Here is a 15,236-nt window from a genome sequence, read left to right as displayed (position 1 = left end):
AAAAGGAAAAAATACATTACTCACAGCAACAAGTGTTAGCGCAGTATCAGTCGTGTTGTTTTATTACTCACGTACCTTTACTATCCGTGCAGCTTTCCAGCCAGTACAAGGCGTTCTTCCGCGTCATACCATTCCAAGCTTTCATCCCATAATGCAGCTATAGCCTCATCAGCTTGTTCTTGTTCCTCAGCTTCAATGACAGCACGCACTGCAGGTTCTGATTCTTCTCCATCAATAAGAATCGCTGCAATTTTCCCATGTGTACAATCCACATCAGGAATAGCTATTACGCCTTCACTCGACAGATTCGCCGCCCACGAGTCATCAACATCAAGAGCAACTACTATACGTCGCAAAGCATTCCCCTGATTTTCACGTAACAATATCAATGAATCCAAAGCTGCTTCAGTCTGAGCATCGTCTTCTAAAAGCTCTCGTTCTTCCCCATTCAGCCCCAAGGGTGGCCGCGCTGTCCAGCATCTCCGACGAGGAAGTACATCAAGTGACAATTCCGTTGAAATAAGGGGCAAATACACGCGCATACACCTAGTGTCCCACATTTAATGCCCAAAGAAATATCCGCATACAAGAAAATGAAAGACATACCCCATCACAGTCATATGCCCTCACAAATACACGCTTTCACATACCCTTCACAATCACCAGCGAAGAATCAGCCATCATTTACTTACCATACACAGAAAGTTCAGGAAACCTTCAGCTTGTACTTCTACGCTCTACAGTCGAATACACCGAAACCCTATTTGACTGCAATCATTGCCACCTTCAAGGAGGAACTGTGACATTTTTCGGCCGCGCACTGCGGTATGTAATCCGAAAATATATAAAAACGATAATTGTCCTTTTTATTTGCACAATCATTAGCACACTACTCATCGTCTCTTTCAGCGTAGAGCAAGCAACACATGCTGCCGCTTCCCACGTACAGACACACATAGGTGCAGGTTTTTCTTTAGGAAATAACCTCCAAAATAATCTAGGCACAACACGAGGAGCTGGCGTCGTCACAAAAGCAGATATCGACAAAATTGCCGCTCTCACAGAGATTTCCTCCTACAATGCACGCCAGTTCTCACTTGCAGACCCCGTAAATGCCGAAATCCTCAAAATCGAAGGAGGCGATTACTACCATCCCGATGAGGAAGAAAAATTTGGAAACGCCCTCGATGTAGAAGGAATGAATGATTCCTCTGCGTATTCTCCTTTCCGTTCCAACACTTTAAAACTCATTGAAGGCAAGCACATCACCGACAGTGATAGTCACACCAGCGTCATTCATCAGGATTTCGCTCATAAAAATAATCTCCATATCGGCAGCACGCTCACCTTAAAAACAAATGTGTACGACCCCGATAATCGCTTTCATCATCAAGCTGAAGTCGCCACAACAGTAATCGGAATCTTTGAAGGAAATAACCCTCAACGAGCTTCAGCGCGCTCTGAACTTACAAGCAATATTTTGCTGACAGACCTGACAACCACACGCGAACTCAATGGGACAAACAGCGAAAACGAGATCTACCATGACGCAAGTTTCACAATAGGTGAAAACGCTGATCTTGATGCCGTCATGAAAAAAGTATCCACTTTAGATATTGATTGGAAAAAATTCAGCATATCGAAAAATAGTCAATATTTTGCTGGTATTAATACGGCTATAACTGGAATACATACAATTATCCGCACAACTTTGATTGTCATATTCATATTCAGCACAATTATTCTTTCACTTGTTCTTTTCCTCTGGATGAATGAACGCAAAAAAGAAACCGGAGTTTTTCTTTCTCTTGGCCTAAGCAAATTCAGTATTTTCATACAACATATGACTGAACTTATTGTTATTGTCATACCCTCATTGCTTATTTCATATGTCATATCAACAAAAATTGCTCAAAATATAGGAGATTCTGTCCTCGCCCAAGCAAATAAATCCGCGCTTCGTTCTATTTCACGTATGGGGCAAATAGGCGCTGATATTGAATCGTCCACAATATTACGCACCCTCGACACTTTACAGGTGAATATCAGCGCTTCAGCATTCACAATTGCAGGAATATGCACATTAGCCGTCATCATGATCTGCGTCTTTATTTCCTCAACTCCCATGCTGCGCACTGTGCCACGTCAACTTTTAGGAACACATTCATGAGCCAATCTGCCAATTATGAGGGTATGAACCTCAGCCGACGCGCATATTATGCGCTGACCCGACGTAAGACCCGCAGTTTGCTCCTTTTCTTCGTTTTAAGCAGCGTACTCACTTTACTTGTAATACACGCAGGGATTTCCTCAACAATCCATCATGCGCAGCAGGTAATTTCATCCAACATTGGTGCTACTTTTGCTGCTTTTCCTCAATCTGATGACAGCGAATTAGATCTAAGTACAGCGGAAAAAATCGGAAACATTTCTCACGTTAAAGATCAGGCTTACGAAAAATACGGAATCGCTGAACCCATCGGAGCGCAGGTCATCACACGTGCTTCCTCTGTTATCACTGAAGAAACACTCAATAAACAAGCCACATTCGTGGGAACAACGTCTTCAGCACTTCACCCTCATTTTACTTCCCTTATTCTCTCACTCACTGCCGGTAAACATCTACACAATGAAGATTCGGGAGCACTGATCCACTGTACTTTCGCAGAAAAAAATCAGCTAAAAATCGGTGACACTGTGCGTCTCACATATGAAGGAGTCATGAGGGAAATTCCCATCAAAGGAATCTTTTGTGGGCAACTCAAAGAAGCAGGGACCCTGCCCGCCGAATATGTTGAAAATCTTATTTTCACAGATCTTCACTCGGCACAAGCACTCTCTCACACTCAAAATTTAACTTCTGCACGTTACCTAGTAAATAATGCTGATTCCCTTAGTGAAGCTGTGAAAAAAGCCCAAGAAATTGCTCCAGAGAGCACTATCGCTGACAATTCCACAGAATTTGTGTCCATACTGGATACCCTTACATCGATCCAGTCGATTATCCATATGCTTTTAACAGGAACTGTTTTAGCGGCTATTTCATTACTTACACTTATCCTCATTTTTTGGGCGCGAGGCCGAATACGTGAAATAGGGATACTCCTAGCAATAGGAACAACAAAAATACGCATCATCATGCAATACGTATATGAAGTCTCTATCCTTTACGCCCTCGCAAGCGCATTGTCACTCATATGCGGCTTAACACTCACCTCAACATTGAGCACATGGATACTTGATGCCCTTGGCGATACTTCACTTCCTCACAGCGGCAGCCACCCATTCAGCCTCATATATCTCCTGAGTGCTTATGGGCTGGGGATTTGTGTTCTTTTTATTGCTTTAATCATTTCTTTAGTCCCATTATTTCGACGTAGCCCTCGTTCCATTTTGAATACACTCAGTTAGAAAGAAAAAATATGTCACTCCTTAAATTAGAAAAAGTCTCATACTCTTATACATCACAAGCCGAAAACATACTGAATAATGTTTCCTATACTTTCGAACCAGAAACCCTGTATTCAATTGTCGGAAAATCAGGCTCAGGAAAATCCACTCTATTAAATATATTAGCCGGCCTTGATACACCCACTTCCGGCAATGTCCTCTTTCAATCAGAAGATATTAAAACAAAAGGATATTCACATCATCGGCGGCAAAATGTTGCTCTAATCTTTCAGAACTATAACCTCATTGATTATTTAACACCTTTAGAAAATCTACGTTTAGTCAATAGGAAGGCGAAGGCTTCCGTATTGCTTGATCTTGGCCTGAGTGAAACAGAAATTCACCGCAACGTGCTTCAACTTTCCGGTGGGCAACAACAACGTGTTGCTATAGGACGCGCTCTAGTTTCGCCAGCTCCTATTATTTTGGCCGATGAACCAACTGGAAATCTGGATGCTGACACAGCTGCCGAAGTAAGCAGTATCTTACGCGCAGTTGCTCACGAAAAAGGCAAATGCGTCATCGTTGTTACTCATTCACAAAAAATAGCCGCCCAAGCAGATATTCGCCTTCGACTCACACGAGGCCGCTTAAAAGAATAATTAGGCATTTTTGGCGAATTATTGTGAAGGCCTTCTCCTGCCTTTCCTCATAGGAGGAGGCCTTTCATGGGATAGCGGTGAATCCCTCAAAAAATACTCTCACCATTACAACGCTTCAGGGAGAAAATCCTCTCTCAAGTGCAAGAAATTTATCTGACAAGTTGATACGATCAGCAGGTGATGTCACACATGTGTGCAAACGAAACCATGCTCAATACTCATATAAGCGGCCCAGCACAGGCTCCGCTTATTGTTTTATGTCACGGAGTCACTGATTCAGCAGCCTCGCTCGCCGATCTCATTACTCGTCTTTCTCAGCATTTCCGCCTTGCTGCAATCGACACTCTCGGACACGGCCTCTCGCCACGCCTATCCTCTACCGATAAGCACAATCCTTTCCCTGCCTGCTCCGCTGCTTTAGAACATACAGTTGAACACCTCGTTCACCTGTACGGACCAGCCTGCGGAATCGGTCATTCTATGGGTGGCGCTTTGCTGACACAGCTCGCATACACGCGCCCTGACCTGCTGCGCGCGTGTATCGCAGAAGACCCCGCGTGGCTGACCATCGAACTTGCTCAGTACTATAAGCAGTGGGGTCCTCAAGAGGCTCAGCGTCTCCTCCACCTGCGTGAACAGCCATGCGATGCCCTCACAAGCAACCGCATGGATTACCCCACATGGCCAGATTCAGAACGTTTACCGTGGCTGCAAGCTAAATATGACGTTGATATGAATATCCTTCACGCAGGAATTGTTGGCTTGACTGAGCCATGGATAGATGTTTTGCCTCAACTACGCGTTCCTTTCCTTGTGATTACATCCGATGGCGCAGATGTCCTCCTTGGATCTGATGGTATTTCCCGCATTGATTCGGCTGGTAACCCTCTTATTTCCTCGCGTCTGATCGCCGGGGCACGTCACTGTGTTCGCCGCGAAAACCCTGCTGCTTTCCACGAAGCTATTTCCCCATTTCTCCACACATATACGAGGTAACACCAATGAGTCACATGTTTTTAGATCCCGAGGTATGCGATGCTTTACGAGGCCCTCTTTTTCCTCAGTGGGATCTTGAAGGAATACGGAACCGTGCAGAACAAGCTCGACAAGCTCAAATTGTTGATGTGCCGGGAGCCCGTTTAGAAGTTACTTCTTTTCCTGCAGAAAATGGTCCCCAAGAAATACGTCTGTGGCGCCCTCGTGAAAATACTCCTCGCGCTGTCATTTTTGCCATCCACGGAGGTGGATACACTGCTGGAACCGCTGAACTTGACGATCTGCGTAATGCTGAAATCGCCGATCACCTTAATGTACTCGTCATTTCACCTGAGTATCGTTTAGCCCCTGAGTTTCCTTTCCCTGCAGGCCCCCGTGACTGTTTAGCTGCTCTAGAATGGTCACTTCAGCTTCCTGAAACAGAAAATATCCCAATCTTTTTATACGGTGATTCTGCAGGCGCAGGCCTCGTAGAAACAGTCCTCGTGTGGCATATGGAAAAGCACGGGCGCCGTATCGAAGGCATTATCATGTTGGAACCGGATATTGATCCGACAATGTCTTCTCTTTCGATGAGTACCCAAGCTCATGCGCCTATGTGGAATCGCGAAAAAACAGAAGCTTCGTGGGCTTGCTATTTAGATGGTCGTTCACCGGATATTTTGCCTCGCTTATTGCCTTTTGCTGATTCCCCTGATTTTCCTCGAGTCGTTACTTTTATTAATCCGGTAGATCCTTTACGTGATGAGGGTTTTGAATGGACTCGCGCTTTGGTTGAAGCAGGAGTTTGCGCAGAACTCCACCTGATGCCAGGGACGTATCATGGGACCTTATCGATCTCTGGCACAACTGTGTGGCGCAGGGTTCAACAGATTATCGCGGATTTCCTTGTCGGTTCACGAGAACGCTTTGAATAAAGAATTTTTGTGAGTTCACATGGAACCCAGATGAACATGACACAGAGCTTCATTCTCTTGTCAGAATAAAAGAGTGTGGCCGCAGGGATTTAATCCTTGCGGCCACAGCCTCAGATATTCATGAGGTACCACGTTTTGATCGCATGAGCACGTAATACCATTTAAGCGATCACAGGCACAGGAAGATGCTTATGTTCTTCCCTTCCCGGGATCAGTGTCCTGGAATTTGTGGAACAACGCCGGTGGCTGCACCCACAAACCAAGAGGTAATAGTTGTCGGATGTGTAATAGCTGTACCAACCACCACTGACCAGGCACCTGCTGCAATCGCTGCCTGCGCATCTTGTGGAGTATGAATACGCCCCTCACAGATCACCGGACGATCAAAAGCGGCAACAAATTCGCGCAGAAGCTCTAAATCAGGGCCATCTGTTTTTGGTCGCTCGCCCGAGTAGCCTGCCAAAGTTGTCGACAAAATATCTGCTCCAGCCTCGTAAGCCATCTGCGCATCATCAAAAGACCCACAATCAGCCATCACGAGGACATCTTCGGCATGTAGTGCTTCAACAACCTGTGCAAAAGAACGACCATCAGGACGAGGACGTCGCGTTGCATCAATAGCAACAATGTCAGCACCCGCTAAAGAACACGCCCGAGCGTGACGCAATGTAGGTGTGATGTATACGCCTGAGTCGCCTTCTTTCCACAAACCAATGACAGGTACTTTTACCTGACCTTTGATGGCAGAAATATCTGCTAATCCCTGACAGCGGATAGCAGCAGCACCACCGATCTCGGCGGCACGCGCAATCTGAGCCATCGTTTCCGGGTGTCGCATAGGCTCGCCCGGGTAGGCTTGGACGGAAACAATCAGTTTCCCTTTCAAAGATTCAATTATTGCCATTCTTTTCTCCATTGCATGGCAGCTCCGATCAGCGGAGCATCATCACCTAAAGTTCCCAGAACAATCGGTGTTTCACGAACCAAATTCATCGCTGAGGAAGCATAACCTTGGGCGAGGGAATCCCACCAGCCTTTCCCTGAACGGGTCATAGAGCCAGATAGAACAAATACCGCTGGGTCCATCACATTCGCTACAGATCCCAGTACCTCGCCAAGACCGCGCGCAGAACCATAAAGAACATCCACCGCGTTTTGCTCACCAGCTTGGGCGCGTCGATCAATTTCACGACCATCACACCGTTCACCAGTAAGCGCCTCATAGCGATCCATTACCCCAGAACCAGAGGCTAAAGGTTCTACATGGCCGCTACGACCACACGAACATTCAAGCCCTTCAGCATATGAGGTGGATATATGCCCAATGTGTCCTGCTAAAGCGTGTGCGCCACGTTGGATGCAACCATTGTCAATGAAGGCTCCACCAATCCCGGTTCCTACAGCGACAGTCAGACATGAGGAATACCCACGGCCTGCGCCACATAAGGCCTCACCCATACCGTGAGCATGCACATCACCAAGGACTGTTACTTTTACACCTGATGCTTCACGTAAAGCACCAGCTACATCTGTTCCAGCCCAGCCGGGTAAAAGTGACGTCGCTGAGATAACTTTTCCTTCAGAGACAACACCCGCGCATGCGACACCGATACCGTCATAACCACTCAGAACCTCACTGGCCCTCACAACGACGCTCAGAACATGCTGAGCGCCTTTGTGAGCTTCAGTAGGAAAGGTAACCGTTTCTTGTACCTGGTCACCTTCTACAAGGCCGGCACGAATTTTTGTTCCACCGATGTCGATAGACAAGAGCGCCATTTTTATGCCTCAAGTAAACCCGCGCGTACCAAAATCTGGCGCACAGTTTCACGATCTGCTTCACCAAGTCGCTGAACTGGCTCTGGCATCTGATTTGTCTCATGCACGCCAAGCAGTTCCAGCGCAGTCTTGAAGCCACCCACACCGGCACCGTAGCCAGTGATACCGGTAGCTGCAAAAACCAATGTCATCAGATCAGCCAGACGATCCTGTTCTTTACGTACTGCTTCCCAATCACCTGCTTGGTAAGCATTCCATTGACGAACATAGCCGTGCGGATCAACGTTACCTAAACCAGGAACACAGCCATCAGCACCTGACATATATGCACCATCAACAACGACCTCATGGCCTGTAAATAGTTGCAATGGGTGTCCCGCTTCTTTGTTACGCATTGCAAGGAAACGGAAAGAGACATCATCACCTGATGAGTCCTTCACACCTTGAATTACACCGTCTTGACCTAAACGGATCAGCATGTCAACAGGTAGCTTCACATGGACGCATACCGGAAGGTCATACGCGTAAATTGGCAGTTCTGTTTTTTCACGCAGTACACGGAAATGACGTTCAACTTGTGGCATACCAGCTAAAGCATAGAAGGGAGCTGTCGATACAATGCCGTCTACACCGCAGCTTTCAGCTACTTTGACGTGTTCGAGTACACGGGGAGTTTGCGTATCGATGACACCTGCAAGAATCGGTAGGCGACCATCGACAATACGCACTGTTGTTTCCATGATTTCGCGGCGAAGCTCATCGGTATTAAAAACAACTTCACCGGATGAACCCAAGATGAATAGACCGTGGACACCCGCCTCAATCATTCGTTCGATATTACGTTCGTGGGAGGCTACGTCGAAACGACGATCCTCAGTTAAAGGTGTGACAACTGGAGGAATAATCCCTCGAAAAACGGTGGACATAGGAAACCTTTCAGATAGCGGGATGCAGGAGCGAAGGAGCTGCTCCTAATAATGTACGGGTGTAGTCATTCGTTGGTGAGTTCAAGATATCCTGAGCTGGGCCTTCTTCAATTACTTTCCCAGCATTCATCACAGCAATACGGTCAGAAACATATCGCACTGTTTGAATGTCGTGAGAAATAAAGACCATTGCTAGTCCAAGTTCATCTTTCAGATCTGTCAACAAATTAAGGATCTGCGCGCGCACAGACACGTCTAAAGCAGATGTAGGTTCGTCAGCGATAATTGCGTCAGGGCCAATGGATAAAGCTCGCGCGATGGCAACACGTTGACGTTGTCCACCAGAGAGCTGTCCCGGCAAAGCTTCTAATGCAGAATCAGGTAAACCAACCATCGCAATGAGGTCACGTACACGTGCTTCACGTGATTCTTTTGTTCCTACTTTATGGACTAAAAGAGGATCAAGGAGCTGTTCACGAACCATCATACGCGCGTTGAGTGCGGTGGCAGGATCTTGAAATACGACAGAGACAACGCGACCAATACGGCGACGATCAGCAGCTGTACGTTTAGTGACTTCCACGCCTTTGAAAAATACTCTGCCTGATGAAGGCGTACGCAGACCGCACATCACATTGGCAGTTGTTGATTTTCCGCACCCGGATTCACCGACGATACCAATGGTTTGTCCCGGCAAAAGCCGCATGGATACACCATCAACTGCATGTACTTTATTTGGTTGGAAAAGTTTTCCTGTACGAGAGGTGTAGGTCACCCTCACATCATCGAGTTCAATAATTGGGGTTACGTCGCTCATTGGTCTTTCTCCTGACCTTCACGGTTGCTCAGAACTTCCGCTACTGGCATCAGCACATTACCGTCATCATCCACTGCACTGGCGTAGTAGTGGTCTGTTTGTGGAATATGCAAACGTACAGGCGTTTGATGCAAGCCCACAGTGGGGTGCGATGAACGTGGAACGAAACGGTCCCCTGTGGGGAAGTCCTTTGGTGAAGGCACCGTTCCAGGAACTTGGTGCAGACGTCCACTGGCTGCTTCAATTGACAAAACAGAGCCAAGCAAACCGCGCGTGTATTCATGTACGGGATGGATGAGGAGTTCAGCTGTACTGGCTTGCTCAACGACTTGCCCTGCGTACATTACGGTAATTGCATCGGCCACTTCAGCTTCAAGAGCTAAGTCATGGGAGACAAAAACCATGGCAAATCCAAGTTTATGCCGCAGTGTATTGAGGAGGTCAATCACCTGCTTTTGTACGGTAACGTCAAGAGCAGTTGTCGGCTCATCTGCAATAACGAGGCTGGGGTCACGTGTTAATGCCATAGCGATAAGTACACGCTGACGCTGACCACCGGAAAGCTCATGAGGATATGACTCAAGGGTACGCTTCGGGTCAAGGCCTACCAGCTCAAGCAGTTCTTCGGCGGTACGTGTCCCACCGCGTGAAGTCAGCTGTTTCATTTGGGAACGAATAAGCATGGATGGGTTGAGCGACGACAAAGCATCCTGATAGATCATTGCAAGTTCGTGCCCCAACAATGCTTGCCGTTCTTTGGGTTTCATTGTGAGCAGGTCCTGACCACGGTACAGAATTTGACCGCTGATTTCAGCCTTTGGATCAAGCAAACCCATAATCGCAAGCGAGGTGATGGATTTACCGCATCCTGATTCACCGACCAATCCCATTGTTTGACCGGGGCGCACAGCAAAACTCACGTGGTCAACGACATTGACATCGCCGTGACGTGGGAATTTAATGCACAGGTCTTTCACTTCAAGTAACGGTTCGCCATCGAAAGTTTGATGTGTGCGATCGGTTCGTGTGCCTTCTACTGAACGTAATTGTTGGAGGCGTGCCGACAGCAATTCCCTTTGTGCTTCGTGTGCTGCAACAGGATCGATGAGAAGTCGGTCTGCTTCACGTTCAGAGTCAGAGCGTGGAGCATCTTTCAGTTGCCCGCTGGGGGCTGCCACCATTGCGTCAGTAATACCTTCGGACAAAATATTGAGGCAGAGGACGGTAAGCATAATGGCAATACCTGGGAATAGTGCTTGCCACCATTCACCGCGTAGCACTCCTTGTTGTGCGGCGGAAAGGATATTACCCCACGTGGGAGTGGGTTCTTGTAAGCCTGCACCAATGAATGTCAATGAGGCTTCTAAGATAATGGCATCAGCTACAAGGACAGTAGCAAAAACGAGGACTGGCGCCGCCGTATTACGGATCACGTGTTTAATAAGAATCCAAGGGGCGCGAGCACCGGAAACGATAACTGCGTTCACGTAGTCTTCACCATAGGCGCTTATAACATTGGCGCGAACGATACGTGTCAGCTGTGGAACATAGACAAAAGCAATGGAACAAATAATCACAAAGATCAGTGATTCCGGTGCTTCAGGATTACGGAAGACAAGAACAGCCACAGCAGCCAATGCAATCCCGGGGACAGCCATAATAATGTCCATCACGCGCATAATCGCTTCAGAGAAAGACTTACGTACAACCGCTGCAATTGAGCCGATGACGGCACCAAAGAATAAAGCCAAAGCTGTTGCACACAGGCCTACGGCCATTGAGTAGCGGCCGCCGTAAAGTATACGTGAATAAACGTCACGGCCAAGATTATCTGTACCGAAAATGTATTCAGCACTGGGTGCTTGGGCTTTGATGTCGATAAATTCAGGGTTATGTGTTGCCAGCAATGGTGCAAAAATTGCGCTGAAAACAATGAGGATGAGGAAAAGCAATGCAATCCGTGAGCGGATGCTCATTGCTTTCCAGCGATTCAAACGTACACCCGGTCGGGCAAGAGAGTTGAAAAGTTTTTTACGCATGTGTCACACCGCCCTGATGCGAGGGTTAATAAGGACGTAGAGAAGATCGACAACGATGTTGACGACAATGAATGCCATAGCAACGACGAGGGTCGCACCTTGAACTACTGTGACCCAGTTATTTGTAATACCGTCGATGAGGACTCGTCCCATTCCTTGCAAGCTGAAGATAATTTCAATGATGACGGCACCACCCATAAGGTATCCGACTCGTAAGCCGAGTACGGTGACCGGAGTGATGAGGGCATTGCGTAGAACGTTACGGCTGATGACGATACGACGAGGGATTCCTGCGCCCAGAGCTGTACGAACGTAGTCACGGTCAAGTTCTTCAACCATTGATGTACGCACAACACGTGTGAGCTGACCGATAACGGGAACTGCCAGTGCAAGCGCAGGTAAAAGCATACGGAGGAACCATCCTCCGGGATTATCTGTCAGTGGCGGTAAAGCACCTGAAACTGGAAGTTTCCCAAGGAATATAACGATAAGGAGAATAGCAAGCCAGAATGAGGGGGTAGCGATACAAGCAACTGACAGGATGCGTATTACTTGGTCGGGCCAACGATCGCGGTAGATAGCTGCGATGATGCCCAAGGGGAATGCAACTGCGACAGCGATGAGGAGGCCAAGGAATGTGAGTTGCATTGTGAGGGGCAGTGCTGTTAAAACTTTGTCGGAAACAGACAATGCTGATTTACCGTATACACCAAGATCACCGTGGAGCATTCCGACGATATAACGTCCAAATTGGACATATACGGGATCGTTCAGACCATATAGTTCGCGGTATTCCTGTAGTTGTGCGTCTGAAGCACTTTCACCCAGAGCTGAGTAAGCCGGATCAATGGGTGATAAAGACATGATGACAAAAACCAGGAGGGTGACTCCCAAAATCATCAGTGGTAGGGCGATAAGCCTTCGCCCGATAAGCCTGATGAGGTTATTCACGTGCAGTTCTCCTTTGTACTGGTGAGTCCTGACAAAGAAGGAGGGACGGGAGGTTGTCCCGTCCCTCCTTTTTGTCAAGGTCCGATATGTTCAGACGATTACTCGGTGACTGTGGCACCAAGTAAGCTCAGGCCGGTCATACCGATTGCTTTGAAGTTCTGAACCTTCTGTCCGTTGTAAGCAGTCAAGAGGCTGCGGTGGAAAAGCGGGTAAACCGGTACTTCACGTGAAACGAAGTCAAGAGCTTCATCCCACTTCTTTTGCTGTGCTGCACCTTCGAGGGTGACAGCTTCATCCATGATGGCTTTGAATGCTTCAAACTTGGTGGGGTCTGAAACCTTCCAGAATGAACGCTTCTGGGTCCATACGTTGTCACCGAGCCACCAGTTCATGAGCAAAGCAGGGTCATTGCCAAAGACGGAAGGATCGCCAGGGGCAACCGCAACATCGTAGGTCGGGTTGTCAACATCCAAGTTGTCAGAGTACAGGGAAGCCGAAGCCAGAGCTTGGAGGTTCACCTTGACACCAATGGCTTCAAGGTCAGACTTGATTTGCGGAGCAAGGTTAGAAACCCATGGGTGATCGGTGGTCAGCAAGGAGATCGACAGATCTTTCACACCGGCTTCTGCGAGCAGTGACTTTGCTTTTTCGACATCGTGGTTGTAGACAACAGCGGCCTTGTGGTAATTCGGGTGATCTTCAGGCAGGAAGGAGCTTGCTGCCACAGCTTCACCTGACATGTTGTTCTTTACGATCTTATCTAAGTCAAGTGCATAGTGGAATGCTTGACGTACACGAGCATCGTTGAAAGGCGCCTTGCTTGTATTGAAGATCATGAATGCTAAGCCGAAGCCCTTGGCACGATCAACGGTCAAACCTGAGTTCTTCAGCAGGCTCGCATTGTCGGCAGGAACGCTTTCCATTACGTCAATGGTGCCATCTTGAGCAGCTGTTGTACGAGCGGTGTCGTCTTTCAGCGGCTTCCACACGAGTTTGGCAACAGTGGCAGGACGCGAACCGTTGTAGTGCTCATTTGGAACAGCAGTGATTTCAGTGTCGGTAATGGAATCGTACTTGTATGGACCTGAACCCACAGGCTTCTTGGTCAAATCTTCATCGCTTGCTGAGGTCGGAACAACCTTCACAACAACGAGGCGTTCTTTTGCCAGCGAGAAGGGCGACTTGAGCTTGATGGACACTGTCTTTTCATCTTTAGCGCTCACTGAGTCAATGAAGTTCACCATGCCAGCGTAGATATTGCCGTCAGCAGTGGTTCGCTTGAAAGAGCTCACGAAGTCTTCTGCGGTTACTGGGGTACCATCAGAGAACTTGGCGCCTTCACGAAGCATTACTTCGTATTCGGTGTCGGAGATCTTCTTCAAATCGTCATCGGCAGCAAGGGCTTTGTAGACCTTGCCTGTTGCCAAATCACGTTCCCACAGACCTTCAACTACATGCCAGTTTGTTCCCATAGCAAGGGCTGAGCTTGTGTTGGAGGGGTGATAGTTGGTTGTTTCATAAGCAACACCGGCAGTCAAAGTGCCCACTGGGCCACTGGCAGCACTTTGTGCAGGTGCTGCACTTTGGCTTCCGGATGTGCTTGAAGCTCCTGAGCCACATGCAGACAGAGTCAAAGCGACTGCTGCTACACAGGCTGCGGCGGCGGCGAAACGAGTACGAGACATCGTATTCTCCTCTTTGAGAAATTATTCAGACAACAGATGTCAGACAACTGATATCAGTCGGGATGACTTTTTTATAGTAACCTTATTTTCCAGAGCGCACAATACGTTCGACGAAAACTTCCATACCGTAACCGAATCGTTACCTTACGATCTTTCCTCTACACTGAGCTAAGAACACGTATCATCGAGGAGAAACATGGCCATTCGTTCGGCTCAGCCCTACACATTACTCCCCCGCGAGCTTCCTACTCCCACACTTCTATCCCGTTCAGAAGTCACAATGGAAGCAATTGAGCACTACATTCTTGAACACCGTCTCCAACCAGGTGATCCACTACCCACAGAAAGCACTCTCTGTCAGACTCTGGGAGTCTCACGTTCCTCTGTACGCGAAGCACTACGACAGCTCCAAGCACTTGAAATTGTCGAAGTACAACAAGGACGCGGTGTATTCGTTGGCCAAATGACAATGCGCCCCTTAGTCAAATCAATTCTCCTTCGATCTTCTTTAGCCCCTGATTCATTAGAAGCACTACGTCAAGTAGTGAAAATACGTGTCATTCTCGACATTGGTATGGCAGATGATATTTGCCAAACTTTCCATGGAACACACGATACGCAGTTGCACGACATCGTTAATACGATGGAAGAAAAAGCGCAGAAAAAACATATGTTCATGGATGAGGATATTGCTTTTCACACAGCACTTGTTTCACAAATCGAAAATCCTCTAGCACATCAATTAACAAACGCCATGTGGATGATTCATATGAGCGCACTTCAATCAATGAGTGAACCACGAGGCGACCTCACACATGCCGCTTTCTCACACCGACGTCTATTGGAAGCAGCTGAACAAGGCGATACCGCCACCTATATTGAAGCCGTCCACGCTCACTATCAGCCAATTCTTGAAGCCCTCGAAGAAGCAGAGGCAACAGATCACCACAACTAATATCACCTCTAGGTGATAGCGCACGCGGGTGCACAGCCGCACACTACCGCAACGCAGTTTCTGCATATCTGACACACGATGTCATGCCGACACAAAGGTGGGCATCTTCAATCAAGGCA

General features: G+C 47.8%; 14 protein-coding genes. 6 read left to right on the top strand and 8 right to left on the bottom strand.

Going from position 1 to position 15,236, the window contains the following annotated elements; translation table 11 throughout:
- Positions 1 to 80: 80 nt before the first annotated feature.
- Entirely contained in the window at positions 81 to 542 is a 462-nt protein-coding gene (locus LRP57_RS02355; protein ID WP_231204750.1) for a DUF6912 family protein, read from the bottom strand.
- A 257-nt stretch (positions 543 to 799) separates the two neighbouring features.
- On the opposite strand from LRP57_RS02355, the gene LRP57_RS08315 reads away from it, so the two are divergent.
- The 5 genes from LRP57_RS08315 (at position 800) to LRP57_RS02330 (ending at position 5,965) form a co-directional block, all read left to right on the top strand.
- Positions 800 to 2,170 carry an ABC transporter permease gene (locus LRP57_RS08315; RefSeq protein ID WP_231204748.1) on the top strand — a complete coding sequence of 457 codons (1,371 nt, stop codon included), beginning with the start codon at positions 800 to 802 and terminating at the stop codon, positions 2,168 to 2,170.
- Positions 2,167 to 3,411, top strand: a complete 1,245-nt coding sequence (locus LRP57_RS02345; RefSeq protein ID WP_231204746.1) for an ABC transporter permease — start codon at positions 2,167 to 2,169, stop codon at positions 3,409 to 3,411. Before LRP57_RS08315 ends, LRP57_RS02345 begins: the two co-directional genes overlap by 4 nt.
- Positions 3,412 to 3,422: 11 nt before the next feature.
- Complete coding sequence (locus tag LRP57_RS02340) at positions 3,423 to 4,052, top strand: ABC transporter ATP-binding protein (RefSeq protein ID WP_231204743.1); 630 nt, start codon at positions 3,423 to 3,425, stop codon at positions 4,050 to 4,052.
- A 207-nt stretch (positions 4,053 to 4,259) separates the two neighbouring features.
- Complete coding sequence (locus tag LRP57_RS02335) at positions 4,260 to 5,048, top strand: alpha/beta fold hydrolase (RefSeq protein ID WP_231204741.1); 789 nt, start codon at positions 4,260 to 4,262, stop codon at positions 5,046 to 5,048.
- Positions 5,049 to 5,053: 5 nt separating this feature from the next.
- Positions 5,054 to 5,965, top strand: a complete 912-nt coding sequence (locus LRP57_RS02330) for an alpha/beta hydrolase fold domain-containing protein (protein ID WP_231204739.1) — start codon at positions 5,054 to 5,056, stop codon at positions 5,963 to 5,965.
- 211 nt (positions 5,966 to 6,176) lie between these two features.
- On the opposite strand, the gene LRP57_RS02325 is transcribed toward LRP57_RS02330, so the two are convergent.
- The 7 genes from LRP57_RS02325 to LRP57_RS02295 all read right to left on the bottom strand — a co-directional run bounded on the left by LRP57_RS02325 (position 6,177) and on the right by LRP57_RS02295 (position 14,162).
- On the bottom strand, positions 6,177 to 6,869 hold the full coding sequence (locus tag LRP57_RS02325) for an N-acetylmannosamine-6-phosphate 2-epimerase (protein WP_231204737.1): 693 nt from the start codon (positions 6,867 to 6,869) through the stop codon (positions 6,177 to 6,179).
- A complete protein-coding gene (locus LRP57_RS02320) occupies positions 6,860 to 7,744 on the bottom strand; it encodes an ROK family protein (RefSeq protein ID WP_231204735.1) in 885 nt (294 codons plus the stop codon). Before LRP57_RS02320 ends, LRP57_RS02325 begins: the two co-directional genes overlap by 10 nt.
- Before the next feature lie 2 nt (positions 7,745 to 7,746).
- Positions 7,747 to 8,670, bottom strand: a complete 924-nt coding sequence (locus LRP57_RS02315) for a dihydrodipicolinate synthase family protein (RefSeq protein ID WP_231204733.1) — start codon at positions 8,668 to 8,670, stop codon at positions 7,747 to 7,749.
- A 10-nt stretch (positions 8,671 to 8,680) separates the two neighbouring features.
- Positions 8,681 to 9,487, bottom strand: a complete 807-nt coding sequence (locus LRP57_RS02310; RefSeq protein ID WP_231204731.1) for an ABC transporter ATP-binding protein — start codon at positions 9,485 to 9,487, stop codon at positions 8,681 to 8,683.
- Positions 9,484 to 11,526, bottom strand: a complete 2,043-nt coding sequence (locus tag LRP57_RS02305) for a dipeptide/oligopeptide/nickel ABC transporter permease/ATP-binding protein (protein WP_231204729.1) — start codon at positions 11,524 to 11,526, stop codon at positions 9,484 to 9,486. Before LRP57_RS02305 ends, LRP57_RS02310 begins: the two co-directional genes overlap by 4 nt.
- Positions 11,527 to 11,529: 3 nt before the next feature.
- Positions 11,530 to 12,477 (bottom strand): ABC transporter permease, encoded by a 948-nt coding sequence (locus LRP57_RS02300; protein ID WP_231204727.1) that lies wholly within the window; start codon positions 12,475 to 12,477, stop codon positions 11,530 to 11,532.
- Between the two features lie 98 nt (positions 12,478 to 12,575).
- Positions 12,576 to 14,162: an ABC transporter substrate-binding protein gene (locus LRP57_RS02295; protein ID WP_231204725.1), complete on the bottom strand. Its 1,587-nt coding sequence runs from the start codon at positions 14,160 to 14,162 to the stop codon at positions 12,576 to 12,578.
- 196 nt (positions 14,163 to 14,358) lie between these two features.
- Between LRP57_RS02295 and LRP57_RS02290 the strand changes: the two genes are divergently transcribed.
- The gene (locus tag LRP57_RS02290; RefSeq protein WP_231204723.1) at positions 14,359 to 15,117 is read left to right on the top strand and encodes a FadR/GntR family transcriptional regulator; all 759 of its coding nucleotides are present in this window, start codon (positions 14,359 to 14,361) and stop codon (positions 15,115 to 15,117) included.
- Positions 15,118 to 15,236 lie beyond the last annotated feature (119 nt).

Origin of the sequence: Schaalia sp. lx-260 (assembly GCF_021083645.1) — a bacterium.
GTDB lineage: Bacteria > Actinomycetota > Actinomycetes > Actinomycetales > Actinomycetaceae > Pauljensenia.
This window is presented reverse-complemented; position numbering and strand designations above follow the sequence as displayed.